We start from the raw sequence: 17861 nt of genomic DNA on the forward strand, positions 1-17861 counted from the left end.
TTTAGCGTATGATGCAACTGTATGATGATACCTGCTTTGAGTGCAGTAAATTAATAACCAACAAATACAGTACATCTTTCAGCTCGGGTATTAAGGCGTTCCATGAACAATTCAGGAATCCTATTTACGCTATTTATGCCTTTGTGCGCTACGCGGATGAAATTGTAGATACCTTTCACGATTACGACAAGGCCACCCTCATCAGCGATTTTAAAACGGAAACCTTTGTAGCCATTAAGCAAAAAATAAGTCTTAACCCGGTATTGCACTCTTTTCAGCTGGTAGTGAACCGTTATGGGATAGACCACGATCTGATCGACGCCTTCCTGATCTCGATGGAGATGGACCTCTATACCCAGCGGTACGACGAAGATGGCTACAAAGCCTACATTTATGGCTCTGCGGAGGTGGTGGGGTTGATGTGTCTGCGCATATTTTGCCAAAACGACGATCAGGTTTACCAGTCCCTTTTGCCTAAGGCCTGCAGTTTGGGTTCGGCATTTCAAAAGATCAATTTTCTGCGGGATGTAAAAGCCGACCATGAAGAACGCGGTCGCACCTATTTCCCTAATATTGATTTTAACAACTTTACCGAGCAGGATAAGCGGAATATAGAGCTGGATATTAAAAAGGATTTTGATGATGCCCTTGAGGGTATAAAAGCCCTGCCGGCCGGCGCTAAGCTGGGGGTATACATCGCTTATACCTACTATACCAAACTATTTGATAAAATAAGCCGTACCCCGGCAGGTGTAGTGTTGCAGCAACGCATCCGTATACCTGATGTACAAAAGATCACGTTATATTGCAAGGCTGTTTTACGGCACAAGTTTAACATGATATAATTTTTTTAATGAAGCGTTTATTGCCGGTACTATTTTTTTTGCTGCTATTCCCTTTTTTAAATGCTGATGCACAAACCCCTCACGAGGTACGAAAACAATTGGTAGCAGCCCTCAAAAGCAGCAAAACTACCGACTCATTATACACCAAGCTGGACGCCGTAAAAGAGAAATCGGGCTTAACCATTGGCTACATCGCTACTTTGCAGGCACTTAAAGCGGTACATACCTGGAACCCGTACTTCAAGATAAAATACCTGAATAATGCCGAATCGAGCTATAAAAAGGCCGTTGCCATGGATGTACATAATATCGAGATCCGGTTTATGCGCTTTTCGGTAGAACATAACGTGCCCGGTTTTTTGGGCTACAATAAAAACCTTACCGACGACAGGGAAACCATCATCCATCAGCTTAAAAAGAAAAATTACGGCTCGGCAGACCACGAACTGGTGCAGGCCATCATTAAGTTCCTGCTCGAATCAAAACGCTGCACGCCCGCCGAAAATGAGTATCTTACACAGCAATTAGCCCCGCCCAAGTGAAATATACTTACCTGCTTATAAACTTTCTTACAGTAGTTTTCCCGGTAGCGCTATCGTTTGATAAGCGTGTGGCATTTTATAAAACCTGGCGCTTTATTTGGCCGGGCATGGCTATTACGGGGTTGGTGTTTTTGTTTTGGGATGTGCTGTTCACCGTAAAAGGCGTATGGTCGTTCAACCCGGAACGTATTACGGGTATTAGCTTTTTTCAGCTTCCGCTGGAAGAGATCTTATTTTTTTTAACCGTGCCCTTTGCCTGCATATTTATTTATGCCTGTTTAAATTATTACGTAAAATGGGAGATCAGCAACCGGTTATCGCGCATTATCTCCAACCTGATCCTAATACTATCATTATACCTGCTGATATTTAATTATGATAAGCTATACACAACGGTAACTTTTAGTTTGCTGTTTGTGCTGATAACCTATTTGCAGTATATGGCCAAGGTGCAATGGATGCCCCGCTTTTACATGGCTTATTTGGTATCCTTAATTCCGTTTTATATTGTGAACGGTATACTGACGGCCATCCCGGTGGTAATGTATAATAACGACGAGAATTTAGGTATCAGGGTAACAACCATCCCGTTTGAAGATCATTTTTATTCGATGGCCTTACTGGTGATGAACGTAGGTTTTTATGAGTATTTTAAAAACAGAAAGAACATAACAAAATGAGCGAGCTGCCGGTATATACCAAATCGCAACTGGCCCTGCGCAACGGACAGGATAAGCCGCAGATATGGGTGGCCTTTGAAGGTATTATATACGATGTAACCGAAAGCCGCCTGTGGCGCAACGGCAAACACTATGAACACTGGGCCGGCCAGGACCTCACCCCCGAACTCGCCGACGCCCCGCATACCCAAACGGTATTTGAGAAGTTTGAAAAGGTAGGAAGACTTGGGTGAGAGTTAAGAGTAAAGAATCAGGAATCAAGAATTAAGACGGAGCTTCAATTAACCTCTCAAAGCTGTAATCTCGACCATAGGGAGAGATCTTCTTTACTATGTAAGTCTGCTACTTGCTCTGAGCAGAAGATTTCTCCTCGTTCCTCGTTCGAAATGACATCGTAAAATAAGCCCTACAAAGTTTTACTTTGTAGGGCTCGCTAAAAGCTATTATCTTGTCTCCTGATTCTTTACTCTTGAATCTCTCCAATTAAATTTCAAACTTCGATAAAGCCACAAACTGCTGTACCCTTTCGTTGATCTCTTCTTCGGTAAGGTTCTTTATTTTTTCGGGACCGAATCTCTCTACGCAGAACGATGCCAGTGCAGAGCCGTAGATAAGGCCATTCTTCATGTTGTTAAAGCTGATGGTGCCTGCTTTAGCCAGGTAGCCAATAAAACCACCGGCAAAGGTATCGCCTGCGCCTGTGGGGTCAAATACTTCGGCAAGCGGCATGGCCGGGGTAGCAAATACGGTATGTTCATCAAACAATAAAGCCCCGTGTTCGCCTTTTTTAATGATGAGGTATTTAGGACCCATAGTTAATATTTTACGGGCAGCCTTAACCAAAGAGTACTCGCCGGTAAGCTGGCGGGCTTCTTCATCGTTAATGGTAAGCACGTCTATCAGCTTTAAAGTTTCCAATAATTCGTCTAAAGCGATGTTCATCCAAAAATTCATCGTATCCATCACGATCAGTTTCGGGCGATTTTTTAATCTTTTTATTACCGTTTGCTGCACCTGCGGCGATAGGTTGCCCAACATTAGGTATTCGCAATCCTGATAACTCTCAGGAACGATCGGATCGAAGTCGGCAAGCACGTTCAGGTCGGTTACCAGCGTATCCCGGCTATTCATATCGTTATGATATTTACCACTCCAAAAGAAAGATTTCTCACCTTTTTTCACCCGAAGTCCCTCAGTATCAATGCCGTGACTATTGAAGTCGGCAATGTCTGTTTGCGGAAAATCATCACCCACAACGGCCACAATTTTCACTTTATCATAGAAATATGATGCCGACAAGCCCGCATAAGTAGCAGAGCCGCCAATAATTTTATCTGTTTTACCAAAGGGTGTTTCAATGGCGTCAAATGCCACAGTACCAATCACTACCAAACTCATCCGATATTTTTTTTAATTTTTTTTTCGCAAATATTGTGAAATTACCGCAGAAATTATACTTTTGCACCACTCCAAACGGAAAATACTCCTGAGTAGCTCAGCCGGTTAGAGCATCTGACTGTTAATCAGAGGGTCGCTGGTTCGAGCCCAGCCTCAGGAGCACAAGCCCCGCACGTCCGCGGGGCTTTTTTATGTCTTAAAATTTGATTTAAGATGAGATTGCCACGGCACGCGTGTGCCAGCTCGGGAATTTAAACCTAAACCTTACTAAAGCGTAATAAACGCACGCCCATAAGGTAAGGCATAATAAAATTAATAGCAGGAATAGCTGCCAGATAGCCTGCGGTAGAAAAAGGTTCGGGCGAGGAAGGTGGTAATATAACCAATACAAACCCAATTGTTGCAATAACTATATACCAATAGCCGGCGCGGATGTTCAATATACCTGTCTTTTTGAGCGCAATGGCAAATAGGATTGTGGCAAGGTAAATTAGGGACACTTCGACAACCGAAATAACATAAAAAAACATTTTGACCGGCGGATACCATTCAGGCCTTTTACCTATTGGTAGGGTTACAAAATACTGAAAAATGACCGTGAGGTAATAGCCCCAAAATACCATATTCAGTATAAACAAAGGGATCGCCACCCCTAAAGCCGTAAAACCTAAAGTTGAGTATCGCCGTTCGCCCTCATCTTCTAATTTTACCTTGAGTAAAGCGAAACCCATTAAAGCGATGATACCCCCACATATTAAAATTGTATACCTGGCTTGTTGCTCTGTTGCAGTGTCCAACCAACCCGCTATGGTAACCGGCGGCGGTCCCATTCCGGCAAAAATAGAGAACAGCATCCAGGGAATAATCAGCAATATAGCAGCACTTGTCCAACCCTCTGATTTTCTCCCCCCGGCATTTGGATGGCGTTTGGTGAGCTGCCAGACGGCCAATAGCATCAGACAGATATTTACGCCCCATAAGGTTAAATATACAGCAACATTCACCTTTCCAATACCGAATCCAATAGCAGCTGCCACTGGTGGAACTGAATATAAATAAATCAAGCCTGATTTTTGTGAACGGTTCATTCTATATAAAATTAATTAATAAACCTATCAATTTTTACTGAAGTTAACTAACTGCCGGGCAGTATATTATATATTAATTATCGAACATGTTTTCTGCATCCGAATTTCAACCTAACGATGCAATTTCATCTCTTACAAGCTACAAAACGAATAACAGAGCCCAGCCCGTTATGGTAAGTACCCTCGTTAAGAAGTATCTCAGTTTCCTCTAATTCTATAAAATCATAATTACCAAAATCGGCCTTTATTTCATCAATAGAAAACAGTGAATCAATATCCCTGGGGCCACCCACTTTTTCGTTTTGCGCCAAATAATGGAGATGGTTTTTACTAAATGCCTCAAAAATGATCATGCCGCCCTTCCGCAGGTATTTATTGAGTGTTATGTGCATCTGCGACTTTATAGCTGCCGGGAAATGGGCATATATCAATGCAATGGCATCAAATTCATTTTCATTGTACCCCAATGTATCTAACTCCCCTACCCGGTAATCGATAGTTACCTGATTTTTTTGAGCCAGTTGTTCTGCTTTCTTTCGCCCCTGCGTACTGATGTCGAATGCATAAGCAGCCCAAGCAAGTTGGGCTGCGAATACGGCATTTCTCCCCTCCCCCTCGGCCGGGAAAAGAATTTTACCCGGATCTATTTTTACAAGTTGCTCTTTTAAGTAATTATTGGGCTGTTCTCCGTAAGCAAATTCACTGTCGCTGTAACGGTCGTTCCACCTGTTGGTCCATGTATCTGCCATATCTATAAATGCTTTTCATTAAAATGATTTCGCACGAAAATAAACATGATTCAGCGCTTAAATAAGCTGTGCAAGCTAAATCATATCGCATTGTTTTTATTTGGTCTAAATAAGGTATCTTTACCAAAAAACTTTACTCATACCACAATTTATGCTATCTCATCAATTAGCCGTTCAAAAAGGTGGTGTTTTGCGCACTCATAGCAGAATACTCCAAATTACAGCCGCACTCTTTATTTTATTTTTAGCTATTCCGTTTACTATATCGGCGCAAACATCCAATACCGGAAATGCCGCTGTTAATGGGTCGGTAACCGACTCCGAAGGTCATACTTTGCCTTACGCTACAGTTAGCGTATCCGGCGGTACCAATGGCCGTACAGATGAGCAAGGCAAATTCGAATTTAAAGGCTTAACAGCCGGTGTTCATCAGGTTAGCGTTAGTATGGTTGGCTATCAGCCTGTAACTAAAGATGTGGAGCTTGTTGCCAATGGCAGCATTGAAGTTTCATTTGCACTGCAAGGCGGCAATGCCTTATCAGAAGTAGTAGTAACCGCAGGGCGAAAGGCCGAAAGTATTAATGAAGTTCCTTCATCGGTGAGCATTTTAAACGCCCGCCAGGTAAGGGAGCAACTTAATGTAAATCCGTCTGTAGCATCTATATTAGGTAATACTATACCCGGCTTAGGTACAGCAACCAACAAAGCCACCAATTCGGGCCAAACCCTGCGTGGCCGCCAGGTATTGGTATTGATAGACGGTATTCCGCAATCAACGCCGTTAATGAACGGCAGTCGCGATATCCGCACGCTTGACCCGGCAGTGATTGACCGTGTAGAGGTGATCAAAGGCGCTACCTCAATTTATGGTAACGGCTCGGCAGGTGGTATTATCAACTTTATTACCAAAAAACCTGCTACTGATAAAACTTTTTCGGGCACCTCAAGTATTGGCATGAGCGGCAACCTCGCCAACACGGCCAATACATTAGGCTATCGAGTATCGCAATCTTTCGCGGGTACTATTAACCGCTTCTCGTATGTGGTGAATGGCACGTACAATTACACCGGGGTACAGCGCGATGCCAAAGGAAATGTGAACGCGCAACCCGACGGACTTGGCGAAAACGCCCTTTACAACACCTTTATTAAATTGGGTTATCATATTGATGACAACAGCGATGTAACCGCCTCGTATAATCTTTTCAGAAGTACCCAAAACAGCGATTATGTGAACGTGATAGGCAAATACGGCGTTAATCCGTCAGTTGGCCAAAAAGGCGATGATCCGGGCGAACCCGCGGGCACGCCTTATAACCATAATGTTTTGGTATCGTACCATAACAAGGCGCTGCCATATAATACCACGCTTGATCTTTCGGGCTATTACAACGGTTTTATATCCATGAACCGCTATGTGGCACAGGCAAGCGCATGGTACGGGCCGGGGCAAACTAAAATACAGTCGTTCAAAAAAGGCTTACGTGTTACCTTGAATACTCCATGGACAATGGGCGCATTAGGCGATGGCGAAGTAACCTACGGCCTCGACCTGTTAAACGACCGTACCAACCAGATACTCACTGATGGCCGTGTTTACATACCCGATATGAACATGGTTAACCAGGCGCCGTACGCGCAAATGAAGCTCGACCTATTAACCAACTTTATTTTGAAGGCGGGCATCCGTTATGAAAATGCCAATGTTAAGGTGAAAGACTACAGCACCATTGCCAAAGGACCAAATAACGAGGGCAGCATTGCGGTAAAGGGCGGTAAGATCCCTTACAAAACCACTACTTTTAACGCGGGCCTACGTTACAATAAATATGAAATATTTAACCCTTTCGTGAGCTTTTCGCAAGGCTTCGCCATTAATGAGCTTGGGCGGATATTAAGGAGCGCTACGAGCAATACGCTGGAAAGCATCACTACCGACCCTATTATTACCAATAACTACGAGGCAGGCTTCAGCAGCACGATAGGTAAATTGAATTTAACGGCATCTTACTACATCAGTAAATCAAACCTGGGTGCCAATTTAGTTGATAACGGCAATGGCGTATTGGTAGCACAGCGCGAGCCTGAAAACATACATGGTTATGAGCTTACTGCCGACCTGTTGCTTAGTCCGCAATGGACAGTTGGTGGTAGCTACGCCTATGTAGAAGGTAAATCAGAGCAAACCAACGGCACAAAAGTATACCTGAATGGCTTGCGTATAGCGCCGCCAAAGGCTACCGGCTACCTTGGCTATCGCCCTTATAACAAGCTTGATATGAAACTTTTTTGGGTGTACACCGGCAGCAGAGATCGCTTCGATGTACGTTCTACCGGTTTATATGCTAACAGCGAGGGCCCTGTAAAATCGATCAATTTGTTCAACTTTGTAGCCAACTATAAGTTCACCAGTAAATTTTCGGCAGGCTTAGGTGTGGAGAACCTGTTCAATAATTCCTACTATCCGGTAGTTAGCCAGTATCGTGCTATCGATGCCGAATATGTTCGGGGGAATGGGGCAACAGCTAACCTGAATCTTTACTATAATTTCTAAATATGGCGAAAAAAACGTTTCTGTGGCTACACAGGTGGTTAGGGCTGGTCACCGGTATTGTTGTGATCATTGTAAGTGTAACGGGCTGCATCAACGTTTTTGCCGACGAGCTAAAGGAATATTTTTATCACGACCGTTATTTCAGACCGGTTGAGAACAAACCGGTGTTAAACTTCAGCGTTCTGCGTGCCAACGCGCAGAACGCCCTTGGCGAAAAATATAAGATAAGCCGTTGCGAGGTTTACCCTGCAACCAACCGTAACTGGGTCTTCAGGGCCTCCAAAACCAATGCCGAAGCATTTGGGCATTGGAACTACTACAAATACTATTACCGCGTTTACATTAACCCGGTAAGCGGCAAGGTGGCTTATGTTGAAGATACCCGCAATGAGTTTTTTCAACTGGTGCTGAGTTTACACCTCAACCTGCTTTTGGGCGAGCATATAGGCGGCATGATCACCGGTGTATCTGTGGCCTGTTTTTTTGTGATATTGCTAAGCGGCCTGGTGATATGGTGGCCTGCCAAGTGGAAAAAGAAAGCATTGAAAGCTAAAGTTTCTATAAAAAAAGGCACCGGCAAAAAAAGGTTCAATTACGATTTGCATACCGTGCTGGGCTTTTATGTTTTGATACCGGCTCTCATTATTTGTATCACCGGGTTGGTGTTCGCTTTTGATTGGGCCGATAGTTCTGTACAATACCTGGCTAACGGCGCGCAGGTAGTAAAAAAGCGGAAGATCCCTAAATCAACACCAAACGCTAATTACAATTGGAACGCAATAGATGACGCTGTTGCAGGCTTGCTTAACAGCTACCCTGATGCTGATGTTTTTTCCATTCGGTTCCGCGAGAAAAAGACTGATCCCTTTGATGTTCAGGTACGGTTAGCAGAAAAGCGCACACATGAGTTTGAATGGTATTATTTTGACCGCAATACCGGCAAGCTTTTACTGAAGTACGGAAACGAAAATTTAACGGGTGGCGAAAACATAAGAAGTATGAATTACGACCTGCACACCGGCGCTTATTCGGGCATATCTACCAAAATACTTGCTTTTATTGTTTCGTTTATTTGCGCTTCGTTGCCTGTTACCGGTTTTATAATATGGTATAACAAACGCAAGCCACGGCCACGCAGCGTGCGCCATAAATCTGTTTCTATAAATGCTTCATAAGCACTTAACTATCAACATATAAAAAAAGGCTGCTCCCGGTAATATGGGAACAGCCTTTTTCATTCCGGCTGAATAGCTTTTGAAATAATATCTTAGTACTCTTTAAGGGCTATGCCGTAGGGATAAGTGTAAGTACCGCTGGTAAGGTTGGTTTTAACGCCATTTTTCCAATAGCATGCCAAAAACTGATCACGGCCCGAAAAGTAGATATCGCCGGCGCTTGATACAGCCAGGTTGCCAGGGGTACTATCTACATTACCATTGGTAGCTGATGAACTGATGGTTGATACCGGGCTTCCTGTATTTTTCCATATATAAATACTTGAGTATGGAGCCGTTGAATTAAACCCAACACAGCTTACATATACATCGGCACCAGAAACAGCAAGTCCCGGGCTACTTTGTCCGCCATTTGTAGGCCCGCCGCTCAACGGAACAATAACACCGTTTTTCCAAAAGTAAAGCGTATTAGGGCCCACTCCGGCGATATAGGTATCCGTACCTACCACTGCAATACGGGCAACAGCAACATTATTGCCACTGCTTAATGCATATTCTACGCCGTTTTTCCAGTATATCCCGGTATTGTAACCTGTGGGTAACTGTTTGCTTCCAGCAATATATACATCGCTGCCTGCAACCGTTACATCGGTAGCGTAGGTTTTGTAGCTGCTGGAGCCAATTATTGTAGATACGCCATTTTTCCATATTACAGCGCGCGACATAGCCGAACCACCAGGCGGGGTTACAGTAGCTGTACCTACCACGTATACATCGGTACCGGATATGAAGATGCTGTTCACTACATTAGCAGTAGAATTGGGTATTGCAGGAAGATTTACAATTACGCCATTCTTCCAATACCTGGGCTGCCATGGAGCTGAAAAAGAGCTCTCATATCCACAAATGTAAACATCATTACCAACTATTTTTATACCTGTGGGCTGAGCATCAGCAGTACTTGATGGTAAGGTTACCGGGCTGCCGGTATTTATAAAATATCGGGCATATTGCCTTCCGACACCGTTATTACTAAAAAGGCCGGTAACATAAACATCAACAGTAGTATTTAATGTTTTAGCTGTTGGCTTGCGATCATTTTTTTCGGCAGATTGTGGTGCTTTGGCATCTTTTTTACAGCCAAAGGCAAATAAGAGCAGGGCAATAAATGCCATGTTTTTCATAACACGATTGTTTTTCATTTCTTTTCAAATAAATGGTTTTTAAATTGGTGTATTTAAGCTAACGCATGCATAGGTAAGCATGGGTGCTATTCAGTAGAATGCTATGGATAAAGGAAAGCGGTATTAAATTGCTTAAATGTTTTAGCTAATTTTTGAATGGTTTTATGAAAGGTATAGGTTAACATGTGCAAAGAATTTGACAAGGCTATTGGTTGCCTCTAAGTTAATTATTGCTTTTAAGCCGCCAAATACTTTTTGAATTATTTTCCACCTGTTAATTAAATTACTATTCGGTCAATATCATTGGCATTTTGACTTCATTTCTTATTGCATCTATTTAACACATTCATACACCTTTAAAATATTTTGCAATTTGATGGGTGATAATTCGTACATATATTACACATAGTAATAAACACTCATGATAAGCAATGAATAACAACAGATTATCAACAGCTGAACTGCGTGAAGCTTTCTTTATGGCGCTTTATAAAAAAGCCTTTTCGCCCGTTGCCCGTTATGTGGCCCGAATGGGCGGCAGCCTTGAAGAAGCGCAGGATATTTTTCAGGATACGCTGGTTATATATTACGAAAAGATTGCGTCAACACAGGCCAACGTACTGAATGAAAAGGCTTATTTATTAGGTATTGCTAAAAGGCTGTGGTTGCAGCATTATAAAACCGGCAGCAAGAACCAGCCTTTAAACGGGTTCGACACCGAAGCCATTACCAATGAACAACCTGCCACCGGCAAAATAATGCGCTACCTCGAAACCGCCGGTAAAAAATGCATGGAATTGCTTAAGGCTTGTTATTACGATCATTTACCGGTTGGTGATGTGGCTACCATTTTCGGCTACTCAGGCACGCACTCGGCAACGGTAGCAAAGTATAAATGCCTCGAAAAAGTAAGAGAAACCGTTAAACAAAAATCATTAACCTATGCGGACTTCATTGAATAACATCAAAACTATCGACGATTACCTTTTAGGTTATATGCCCACCGCCGACAAGCTTTTGTTTGAGGCCAACATCATATTAAATGATGATTTGGAAAGCGATATAGCGCATCAGCGGCTCACCCACGAAACCATCAGGCAATACGGCCGGCAAAAGATAAAGGCTGAGATTATTTCGGCACAACAAAAATTAGCCGCTGCACCGCAACACCGGGATTTTATGCAGCGCATTGTTAACCTGTTCAAAAAGCATTAAATGGATATCAATCATAACGAATTCAGAAAATACGCGGTTAAACACCACCGCATAGGCAGCCAGCATGTGGATAGCTATATTGGTCGCGCAATAAGCATCCCCAAAAACATGACGCCTTACATTACCGAGGAGCGCCAGATGAACGTAGCGCAAATGGATGTTTTTTCGCGGTTGATGATGGACCGCATCATATTTTTAGGCGAACCCCTTGCCGATAGAATGGCGAACATTATACAAGCGCAGCTGCTTTTTTTGCAGTCGGTAGATGCTAAGAAAGACATCCAGTTGTATATCAACTCACCGGGTGGTGATGTATATTCAGGGATGGGAATTTATGATACCATGCAATTGATCACCCCCGATGTAGGTACCATTTGTATTGGCATGGCCTGCTCCATGAGCGCTATTTTACTTTGCGCGGGCAAGGCCGGGAAGCGAGCCGCCTTACAGCATTCGCGCGTGATGATTCACCAGCCTTCGGGTGGCGTGCAGGGCGTTTCGGCAGATATTGAAATCACCGCTCAGCAGGTAATAAAAGTAAAGCAAGATCTCTACAAAATTATAGCTAAACATAGCGGACAAACTTACGATTGGGTGCACAAAGCATCTGACCGCGACTACTGGATGACAGGTCCCGAAGCAAAGCAACACGGCATGGTCGACGAGGTTTTGGGAGATATAGATTAACACAAATACCTGCATAAAACCGCCCCGGATAGAAAAGTGGCTGAAGATAATGAGCTTATTATATTGCTTTTTCATTATCTTCACCATTACCGGCACATAAATGCAGCTGTATATGTTTCAAATAGATAACTCTTTCATCAATCTTATCTTCTTAGGTATGATCGCCCTGTTCCCGGTGATCAATCCTATCGGCTCGGCATTTATGGTATCGCCTTATTTGGCCCACCTTTGCCCGGCAGATAAACGTGTGGCCGTACAAAAGATCACTATTTACGCTTTCTTTATTTGCATTATCTCGCTGTTTGCCGGGCAGTATATTTTAAGGCTGTTCGGTATTTCTATGCCTATCGTACAGCTTGGCGGGGGCATCATGATCTGTAAGATGGGCTGGGAGTTTTTATCAACCGATGACAAAAAAGACACCGCAGAGGGTGTAGAAAAGCCCGTCGTAGTTCCTTTCAAAAGTATAGCCAACCGTCTTTTTTATCCCATTACCTTCCCTATCACTACAGGTGCGGGCACTATATCGGTACTGTTCACACTTGGTGCCCACGTAACTGTTTTTGGCAGCCGCGAGTATTATATGAATATGCTATCTATCATTTTGGCCATCACCGCGATGTGCGTGCTGGTATATATCTTTTATCTCAATACCGAAAAACTGATCCATTATCTAGGCGAAAACGGCGAGATGGTAGTGAACCGCATATCCGCTTTCCTGATATTTTGCGTAGGCTTAAAAATAGGCTTCTCCGGCCTCACAGCCATTCTTCATTTATAAGCCGGGCTAATTACTGATGCAGTAAATTCAGCTATTGTCGCTAAGCATGCGTTATCCTATTTCGAGCTAAATTGTTGCACGGCGAAACAAATTGCAACAAAATCGAAAGGATATGTAACATACGCGAAAGTATTTGCCATCATCGTCACCTTTATTTGCAATAAGTTTTTGGCTCCACAATAACTTGTTTATTAAATAACATTCAAATATTTACCTACTATGAAAACATCTATCAAAGCTGTGATTTGTTTGCTGGCGGCGTGTACTATTTTATTACTAACCAATTGTAATAAAAAAGTAACCGACCTAAAACCTGCACCACCTGTTGATTCGGCCATTGTGAATGCCATGTACCCTATAAGCCGTGCCTATTACGACGGCAATACGGGCTATCCTGTTATTTTTAAATACGAGTATGATAAAGATAATCACATAAAGAAATTCGGTCGCGATAGTGATGTTGTACGTAACATAGGCACAAACCAGGTTGACGAAACCATATCTTATTTCGATCAAAGTCCTTCGGGCAACATAGATCTGGCAAAGATAAGTACCACCAGTTATCTGTTTACCCTTGTTGGCGTACCCAATACCTCGGTGAATTTTTTTAACAGTGCACCAACACAGGTAAGCTGGACCTACTTTGATAAAAACGTTAAAACCGGGGTTACACAAAGTCGCCCCGGCGGCCTGTGGCAGTTTCTTAATAACAAGAATGGCTTACCGGTAAAGGCCATTACATCTGACGGCGGTGGCCGCAATTATAATTATACTTATTACGAAAACGGCAACCTTAAATTGATAGAATTTGTAGATCTGTCCGGGCCGCGGGCCGGTGCATTATATTATCGCCTAACATTTACCACGCTCGATGATAAGCCTTCGCCTTTCTCCAGCGTGAAAGGCTACTGGCCGGCAACTTATCCGCAAGCCTACCCTTGGGATTTTGCCTGGGCGTTCTGTAAAAACAACCCGATACAAATTAACGGCGAAAGATACGATCTTAACAAGGGCATGTTTGTACCCGACGAAAAGGACGATTTTGTATATGAATATAACGACAAAGGCTATCCTACAAAAGTTACTGTATTTACAACTTACTACAGGGCCGTTACCACTAATTTTACTAAAACATATAATTATACTTACAAGTAAAAAGGATGGCTTAAATGCAAACTGTTTAGCACTTATGTTTAACAGCCTCAGGTAGGGTGCTTGAGGCTGTTAACTTTCCGGCACATGGTGAATTACAATGAGTCAGTACGAGTTTTGTGCCTCTTTGTTAAATAACTGTATAATTTACTCTGCCTTTTTATTTTCAATACGTTTTCTGATGCGGCTTAATGAGGGATTGGTAATGCCCAGGTACGACGAAATGTGATAGGCAGGTATACGCTCTACAATATCCGGGTGTTCTTTCACTAATCGGGTATAACGTTGCTCGGGCGATAGAAATAGCAACTCTTCTGTGCGTGATTGCGCTATTGTAAAGAATAATTCGGCCAGTAACCTGCCAAATTTTGCCCAATTGGGGTGGCTTTCATAAAGGCGATTAAGATCGGAATATGAAATGAAAAAGATCTCCGAATCTTCCATAGCCTCGATAAAATACCAGCAAGGGTTGCGTGAAACAAAGCTTCTTAAAGAAACTACGAATTGTTCTTCTGAAAAGAAAAATATGTTCTGATCTTCCTTTGCATCAGGCGCACGAAAATAGATGCGGAATATTCCTTTAACTATAAGGCCAAGGTCATTACATACCATGCTTTGCATGTTGAAAAAGTCTCCCTTAGCTATTCTTCGGGCTTTCCAAAGAAGCTGACTATCGGTTATGTCTTTTTCGTTCAACGGCGCAAAATCTCTTAGATGCTGCATTAATATTTCGTTTCTATCGGTCATTGTATAAACTTTTCTAATGCACTATTAAATGCGTCGGTTTTTTCCATCATTGGTGCATGTCCGCAATTTTGAAACATTACGAGTATAGCGTTGGGTAAATTATCCCTAAATTGTTCGGCAACTGCCGGAGGTGTTATCCGGTCATCATTGCCCCATATTAGTAAAGCAGGAACCTGAATATCCGGAAGTCGGGTAAGCACCTGGTCGCGCTGGGTAGCTTTGGCTGCTTTTATAATACATAAACATTTGTAAGCATCGGTAGTAACCTGCATCACCTCCGCAATCAGTTCGTCGGTAGCCATAGCCGGATCGTAAAATGTGGCTGCAACTCTTTCTTTGATATAACTATAATTGCCGCGTTTTAAATAACTCCCAACCTGTGTGTTTTCATAAAGTCCGGAACTTCCGGTGAGCACTAATTTCGCAACTTTATTTGGGAAACGGTGGGTGTAGCGTATAGCAATATGGCCTCCCAGTGAATTTCCTACCAGTATCACACTTTCCAGCTTGGCAGCGTTAATCATTAATGCCAAAAAATTTACCAAATATTCAACAGTGTCTCCTTTATGTTTTTCATACAGCGGCAACTCCGGAACATAAATATCAAACCGGTCGTCAAAATACCGTACAACTTCGGTCCAGTTACTCAATCCTCCGAATAAGCCATGGAGTAAGATCATGCTTTGCTTCATTTTTTTTTTAAACAAAACTACCGGCGAAGCAGAGCCTTGCCCGTGATTTCAATCACAAAATTGCATGGCTATTTTAATACCGATAATCTTGCACGGCTCAATGCTTCCCGGCTTATATAAAGGTAACGGGCAATATTGGTGAGCGTTATTTTTTGAATGATTAAGGGCCTGCGTTCAAGCAGATACCGGTAACGCCCCAACGGACTTTTTAGCGAAAGTATATGCTGGTGTTCTGATTGCTGCTCTGATATTTCACGATACAAATCCAGGTTAACATGCAGCAAATTCATATGCAGTTCATAAAGCGGCTGCAATTTTTTGATATTTATTTTTAAGATCACCGAATCCTCCAGTGCTGTAATGCTCACGGCAGATGGTGCTTTTTTATTATAACTTTCGCAGTTAGCCAAAAAATCATTAGGGAAGCCGAACCTGATGATCTTTTCATTACTATCCTCATCCACAATTGAAAACTTGAATTGCCCGGACATGACAAAAGCACAAAAGCGTGCCACCTTACCATGTTTTAAAAAAGATTCGCCTTTACGGATGTATTTAACAGCAGCCATACTATCCAGTAAGTGCCATTCTTCTTCGGTCACCACCGGGTACTTGCTTTTTAGCGGCTCGTACCAATAAGGTAATTCATGTTTCATCAATACCGGGTTATTATATTTCAAATATAATATGAATATCAACGGGAAATTTTCACTTAGGTGAAAATTTAGCACCTTAATGAGAATGTAATTGCAAGGTAATCTTCTGTTTGTATTTTCACTTAAGTGAAAATGATGCCGGCTTATCCTTTACAACTTTGCCCTAACAAGCAATTAAAATATTAAAAATCATGACAACAAGTTCTGAACTACGTAAACTCTATTTTACCCGCGCCGCATTTTCGGTATTATGGGTAATACTTGTAGCACTATTTGCAAAAACCTCCATTATGATGGCTACCATATTGCTGATCATTTATCCGGCATGGGATGTTGTAGGCACTTTTCTTGATATCCGTGCTAATCAAAACAGCCCATCCAAAACGCCGCAATACATTAACGCGGCGATCAGTAGCATCACTACCATAGCTGTTGGTATAGCGCTGCAGAAAGGCGTTCCTGAAGCGTTAATGGTTTTTGGTGCCTGGGCTATCGGTACCGGATTAATTCAACTAATATTAGGGTTACGCCGCAGGAAGGTTTTAGGTGGCCAATGGCCTATGATCATCAGCGGCGGACAATCCATCCTTGGAGGCACCTCGTTTATTTTGTTGGCACATGACCCAACAAAAGGAATTACAAGCCTGGCCGGCTATGCAGCTTTTGGAGCTTTTTATTATTTGCTGGCCGCATTTCGCCTTTCAAAAACAAGCCCTACAGCAGCTACCAACTAAAGCACTCGTTTAATGCTGCGGTGGGTATAAAATGCTATTTAGCATGGTTATTGGTTTTATGAATAATGTTTTTATGCAGATGAAGACATTATTTATACACCAAAAACTTAAATTGCTGGTAATTTATAATCCGCAGTAAAAATTGTAATGTTCATGACTGTAGCTGAAATTGTAACAAAACTAAAATCGCTTGCCGACCAAAAGGTATATGCCCATAATGTAAAGTTTGGGGCGGGTGAAAACCAGTTTGGGGTAAAGATGGGCGATATCAGAACGCTGGCCAAAAAACTAAAAACCGATCATCAACTGGCTAAAGCACTATGGGAAACCGGGAATGTAGAGGCCAGGCTGCTGGCTACTTTGGTGGTCAACCCTAAACTATTGTCGCAGGCAGAACTGGACAATATGGTGCGCTCGGAACGTTTCTCGCAGGTGGCCGATTGGCTTAGCGCTTATGTAATAAAGGAATATCCGGATAAGGAACAGTTGCGCGAACAATGGATGCTTACCGACGATCCCATGGCAGCCCGTGCAGGCTGGAGCCTTACCAGCGGAAAGGTAGCAAGGAGCCCGGAAGGAATTGATATACCGGCATTACTGGATAGGATAGAGGTCGAAATGCCTGTTGCCCCGCCTGAAGTGCAGTGGACCATGAATAGCACACTGGCACAGATCGGTATAAATCATCCTGCTTACCGTGAACGTGCCTTAGCCATAGGCGAACGGTTAGGCATTTACCGCGATTATCCAACATCAAAGGGCTGTACATCGCCATTTGCCCCCATCTGGATCAATGAGATGGTGCGGCGGCAGGGGTAAGTAGATCAGGTTGATTCTATATTTGAATGTCATTGCTGTAAAGGTTATATAATTCGGTAACAAGATTAGCTTTAAAAAAAGTTAGTCACCATGCGCATCAACACGAATGACCTCACCCTTAAGCGGAACTATCTTCAGACCTATCGTTTGCTGATCAAAGAAT

The 17861-nt window shown here is 42.8% G+C and carries 20 protein-coding genes and 1 tRNA gene; 14 read left to right on the plus strand and 7 right to left on the minus strand.

Annotation, left to right across the window (positions count from 1 at the left end):
* Positions 1-8: 8 nt before the first annotated feature.
* The 4 genes from ABD894_RS14375 to ABD894_RS14390 are packed head-to-tail and all read left to right on the plus strand — an operon-like array spanning position 9 to position 2300.
* On the plus strand, positions 9-845 hold the full coding sequence (locus tag ABD894_RS14375; protein WP_345211743.1) for a phytoene/squalene synthase family protein: 837 nt from the start codon (positions 9-11) through the stop codon (positions 843-845).
* A gap of 8 nt (positions 846-853) precedes the next feature.
* Positions 854-1387, plus strand: coding sequence for a hypothetical protein (locus ABD894_RS14380; RefSeq protein WP_345211744.1), 534 nt, complete (start codon positions 854-856; stop codon positions 1385-1387).
* Positions 1384-2067: a lycopene cyclase domain-containing protein gene (locus tag ABD894_RS14385; protein ID WP_345211745.1), complete on the plus strand. Its 684-nt coding sequence runs from the start codon at positions 1384-1386 to the stop codon at positions 2065-2067. The genes ABD894_RS14380 and ABD894_RS14385 overlap by 4 nt, the downstream gene beginning before the upstream one ends.
* Entirely contained in the window at positions 2064-2300 is a 237-nt protein-coding gene (locus tag ABD894_RS14390) for a cytochrome b5 domain-containing protein (RefSeq protein ID WP_345211746.1), read from the plus strand. Before ABD894_RS14385 ends, ABD894_RS14390 begins: the two co-directional genes overlap by 4 nt.
* Before the next feature lie 250 nt (positions 2301-2550).
* Here ABD894_RS14390 and ABD894_RS14395 read toward each other — a convergent pair whose 3' ends face one another.
* The gene (locus ABD894_RS14395) at positions 2551-3465 is read right to left on the minus strand and encodes a PfkB family carbohydrate kinase (protein ID WP_345211747.1); all 915 of its coding nucleotides are present in this window, start codon (positions 3463-3465) and stop codon (positions 2551-2553) included.
* An 86-nt stretch (positions 3466-3551) separates the two neighbouring features.
* On the opposite strand from ABD894_RS14395, the gene ABD894_RS14400 reads away from it, so the two are divergent.
* A tRNA-Asn gene (locus ABD894_RS14400) sits at positions 3552-3625 on the plus strand.
* A 97-nt stretch (positions 3626-3722) separates the two neighbouring features.
* Here ABD894_RS14400 and ABD894_RS14405 read toward each other — a convergent pair.
* Both ABD894_RS14405 and ABD894_RS14410 read right to left on the minus strand, forming a co-directional pair.
* The gene (locus ABD894_RS14405; protein ID WP_345211748.1) at positions 3723-4553 is read right to left on the minus strand and encodes a hypothetical protein; all 831 of its coding nucleotides are present in this window, start codon (positions 4551-4553) and stop codon (positions 3723-3725) included.
* A gap of 125 nt (positions 4554-4678) precedes the next feature.
* Positions 4679-5302 (minus strand): methyltransferase domain-containing protein, encoded by a 624-nt coding sequence (locus ABD894_RS14410; RefSeq protein WP_345211749.1) that lies wholly within the window; start codon positions 5300-5302, stop codon positions 4679-4681.
* A 151-nt stretch (positions 5303-5453) separates the two neighbouring features.
* Here ABD894_RS14410 and ABD894_RS14415 point away from each other — a divergent pair, with 151 nt between their 5' ends.
* Both ABD894_RS14415 and ABD894_RS14420 read left to right on the plus strand, forming a co-directional pair.
* Positions 5454-7856: a TonB-dependent receptor gene (locus ABD894_RS14415; protein ID WP_345211750.1), complete on the plus strand. Its 2403-nt coding sequence runs from the start codon at positions 5454-5456 to the stop codon at positions 7854-7856.
* Between the two features lie 2 nt (positions 7857-7858).
* Positions 7859-9031: a PepSY-associated TM helix domain-containing protein gene (locus tag ABD894_RS14420; RefSeq protein WP_345211751.1), complete on the plus strand. Its 1173-nt coding sequence runs from the start codon at positions 7859-7861 to the stop codon at positions 9029-9031.
* Positions 9032-9123: 92 nt separating this feature from the next.
* Here ABD894_RS14420 and ABD894_RS14425 read toward each other — a convergent pair whose 3' ends face one another.
* Positions 9124-10233: a hypothetical protein gene (locus tag ABD894_RS14425; protein ID WP_345211752.1), complete on the minus strand. Its 1110-nt coding sequence runs from the start codon at positions 10231-10233 to the stop codon at positions 9124-9126.
* A gap of 413 nt (positions 10234-10646) precedes the next feature.
* Between ABD894_RS14425 and ABD894_RS14430 the strand changes: the two genes are divergently transcribed.
* The 5 genes from ABD894_RS14430 to ABD894_RS14450 all read left to right on the plus strand — a co-directional run bounded on the left by ABD894_RS14430 (position 10647) and on the right by ABD894_RS14450 (position 14053).
* The gene (locus ABD894_RS14430; RefSeq protein ID WP_345211753.1) at positions 10647-11177 is read left to right on the plus strand and encodes an RNA polymerase sigma factor; all 531 of its coding nucleotides are present in this window, start codon (positions 10647-10649) and stop codon (positions 11175-11177) included.
* Positions 11158-11430 (plus strand): hypothetical protein, encoded by a 273-nt coding sequence (locus ABD894_RS14435; protein ID WP_345211754.1) that lies wholly within the window; start codon positions 11158-11160, stop codon positions 11428-11430. The genes ABD894_RS14430 and ABD894_RS14435 overlap by 20 nt, the downstream gene beginning before the upstream one ends.
* Entirely contained in the window at positions 11431-12117 is a 687-nt protein-coding gene (locus ABD894_RS14440; RefSeq protein ID WP_345211755.1) for an ATP-dependent Clp protease proteolytic subunit, read from the plus strand. It abuts the gene before it with no gap.
* 112 nt (positions 12118-12229) lie between these two features.
* Positions 12230-12898, plus strand: coding sequence for a MarC family protein (locus ABD894_RS14445; protein ID WP_345211756.1), 669 nt, complete (start codon positions 12230-12232; stop codon positions 12896-12898).
* A gap of 219 nt (positions 12899-13117) precedes the next feature.
* Entirely contained in the window at positions 13118-14053 is a 936-nt protein-coding gene (locus tag ABD894_RS14450; RefSeq protein ID WP_345211757.1) for a hypothetical protein, read from the plus strand.
* A gap of 144 nt (positions 14054-14197) precedes the next feature.
* Here ABD894_RS14450 and ABD894_RS14455 read toward each other — a convergent pair whose 3' ends face one another.
* The 3 genes from ABD894_RS14455 to ABD894_RS14465 all read right to left on the minus strand — a co-directional run bounded on the left by ABD894_RS14455 (position 14198) and on the right by ABD894_RS14465 (position 16145).
* Entirely contained in the window at positions 14198-14797 is a 600-nt protein-coding gene (locus ABD894_RS14455) for a Crp/Fnr family transcriptional regulator (RefSeq protein WP_345211758.1), read from the minus strand.
* Positions 14794-15477, minus strand: a complete 684-nt coding sequence (locus ABD894_RS14460) for an alpha/beta fold hydrolase (protein ID WP_345211759.1) — start codon at positions 15475-15477, stop codon at positions 14794-14796. The genes ABD894_RS14455 and ABD894_RS14460 overlap by 4 nt, the downstream gene beginning before the upstream one ends.
* A gap of 80 nt (positions 15478-15557) precedes the next feature.
* Entirely contained in the window at positions 15558-16145 is a 588-nt protein-coding gene (locus ABD894_RS14465) for a Crp/Fnr family transcriptional regulator (protein ID WP_345211760.1), read from the minus strand.
* 191 nt (positions 16146-16336) lie between these two features.
* Between ABD894_RS14465 and ABD894_RS14470 the strand changes: the two genes are divergently transcribed.
* Positions 16337-16879 (plus strand): hypothetical protein, encoded by a 543-nt coding sequence (locus ABD894_RS14470; RefSeq protein ID WP_345211761.1) that lies wholly within the window; start codon positions 16337-16339, stop codon positions 16877-16879.
* Positions 16880-17032: 153 nt separating this feature from the next.
* On the plus strand, positions 17033-17698 hold the full coding sequence (locus ABD894_RS14475) for a DNA alkylation repair protein (RefSeq protein ID WP_345211762.1): 666 nt from the start codon (positions 17033-17035) through the stop codon (positions 17696-17698).
* Positions 17699-17861: the final 163 nt, after the last annotated feature.

Source organism: Mucilaginibacter gynuensis (genome assembly GCF_039541195.1).
GTDB classification, from domain to species: Bacteria; Bacteroidota; Bacteroidia; order Sphingobacteriales; family Sphingobacteriaceae; genus Mucilaginibacter; species Mucilaginibacter gynuensis.

Coding starts and splice junctions, on each gene's coding strand:
- ABD894_RS14470 (WP_345211761.1), top strand. CDS start 16,337: ATGACAACAAGTTCTGAACTACGTAAACTCTATTTTACCCGCGCCGCA.
- ABD894_RS14460 (WP_345211759.1), bottom strand. CDS start 15,477: ATGATCTTACTCCATGGCTTATTCGGAGGATTGAGTAACTGGACCGAA.
- ABD894_RS14375 (WP_345211743.1), top strand. CDS start 9: ATGATGCAACTGTATGATGATACCTGCTTTGAGTGCAGTAAATTAATA.
- ABD894_RS14380 (WP_345211744.1), top strand. CDS start 854: ATGAAGCGTTTATTGCCGGTACTATTTTTTTTGCTGCTATTCCCTTTT.
- ABD894_RS14425 (WP_345211752.1), bottom strand. CDS start 10,233: ATGAAAAACAATCGTGTTATGAAAAACATGGCATTTATTGCCCTGCTC.
- ABD894_RS14465 (WP_345211760.1), bottom strand. CDS start 16,145: ATGAAACATGAATTACCTTATTGGTACGAGCCGCTAAAAAGCAAGTAC.
- ABD894_RS14430 (WP_345211753.1), top strand. CDS start 10,647: ATGAATAACAACAGATTATCAACAGCTGAACTGCGTGAAGCTTTCTTT.
- ABD894_RS14445 (WP_345211756.1), top strand. CDS start 12,230: ATGTTTCAAATAGATAACTCTTTCATCAATCTTATCTTCTTAGGTATG.
- ABD894_RS14390 (WP_345211746.1), top strand. CDS start 2,064: ATGAGCGAGCTGCCGGTATATACCAAATCGCAACTGGCCCTGCGCAAC.
- ABD894_RS14395 (WP_345211747.1), bottom strand. CDS start 3,465: ATGAGTTTGGTAGTGATTGGTACTGTGGCATTTGACGCCATTGAAACA.
- ABD894_RS14455 (WP_345211758.1), bottom strand. CDS start 14,797: ATGACCGATAGAAACGAAATATTAATGCAGCATCTAAGAGATTTTGCG.
- ABD894_RS14420 (WP_345211751.1), top strand. CDS start 7,859: ATGGCGAAAAAAACGTTTCTGTGGCTACACAGGTGGTTAGGGCTGGTC.
- ABD894_RS14435 (WP_345211754.1), top strand. CDS start 11,158: ATGCGGACTTCATTGAATAACATCAAAACTATCGACGATTACCTTTTA.
- ABD894_RS14405 (WP_345211748.1), bottom strand. CDS start 4,553: ATGAACCGTTCACAAAAATCAGGCTTGATTTATTTATATTCAGTTCCA.
- ABD894_RS14410 (WP_345211749.1), bottom strand. CDS start 5,302: ATGGCAGATACATGGACCAACAGGTGGAACGACCGTTACAGCGACAGT.
- ABD894_RS14440 (WP_345211755.1), top strand. CDS start 11,431: ATGGATATCAATCATAACGAATTCAGAAAATACGCGGTTAAACACCAC.
- ABD894_RS14450 (WP_345211757.1), top strand. CDS start 13,118: ATGAAAACATCTATCAAAGCTGTGATTTGTTTGCTGGCGGCGTGTACT.
- ABD894_RS14475 (WP_345211762.1), top strand. CDS start 17,033: ATGACTGTAGCTGAAATTGTAACAAAACTAAAATCGCTTGCCGACCAA.
- ABD894_RS14415 (WP_345211750.1), top strand. CDS start 5,454: ATGCTATCTCATCAATTAGCCGTTCAAAAAGGTGGTGTTTTGCGCACT.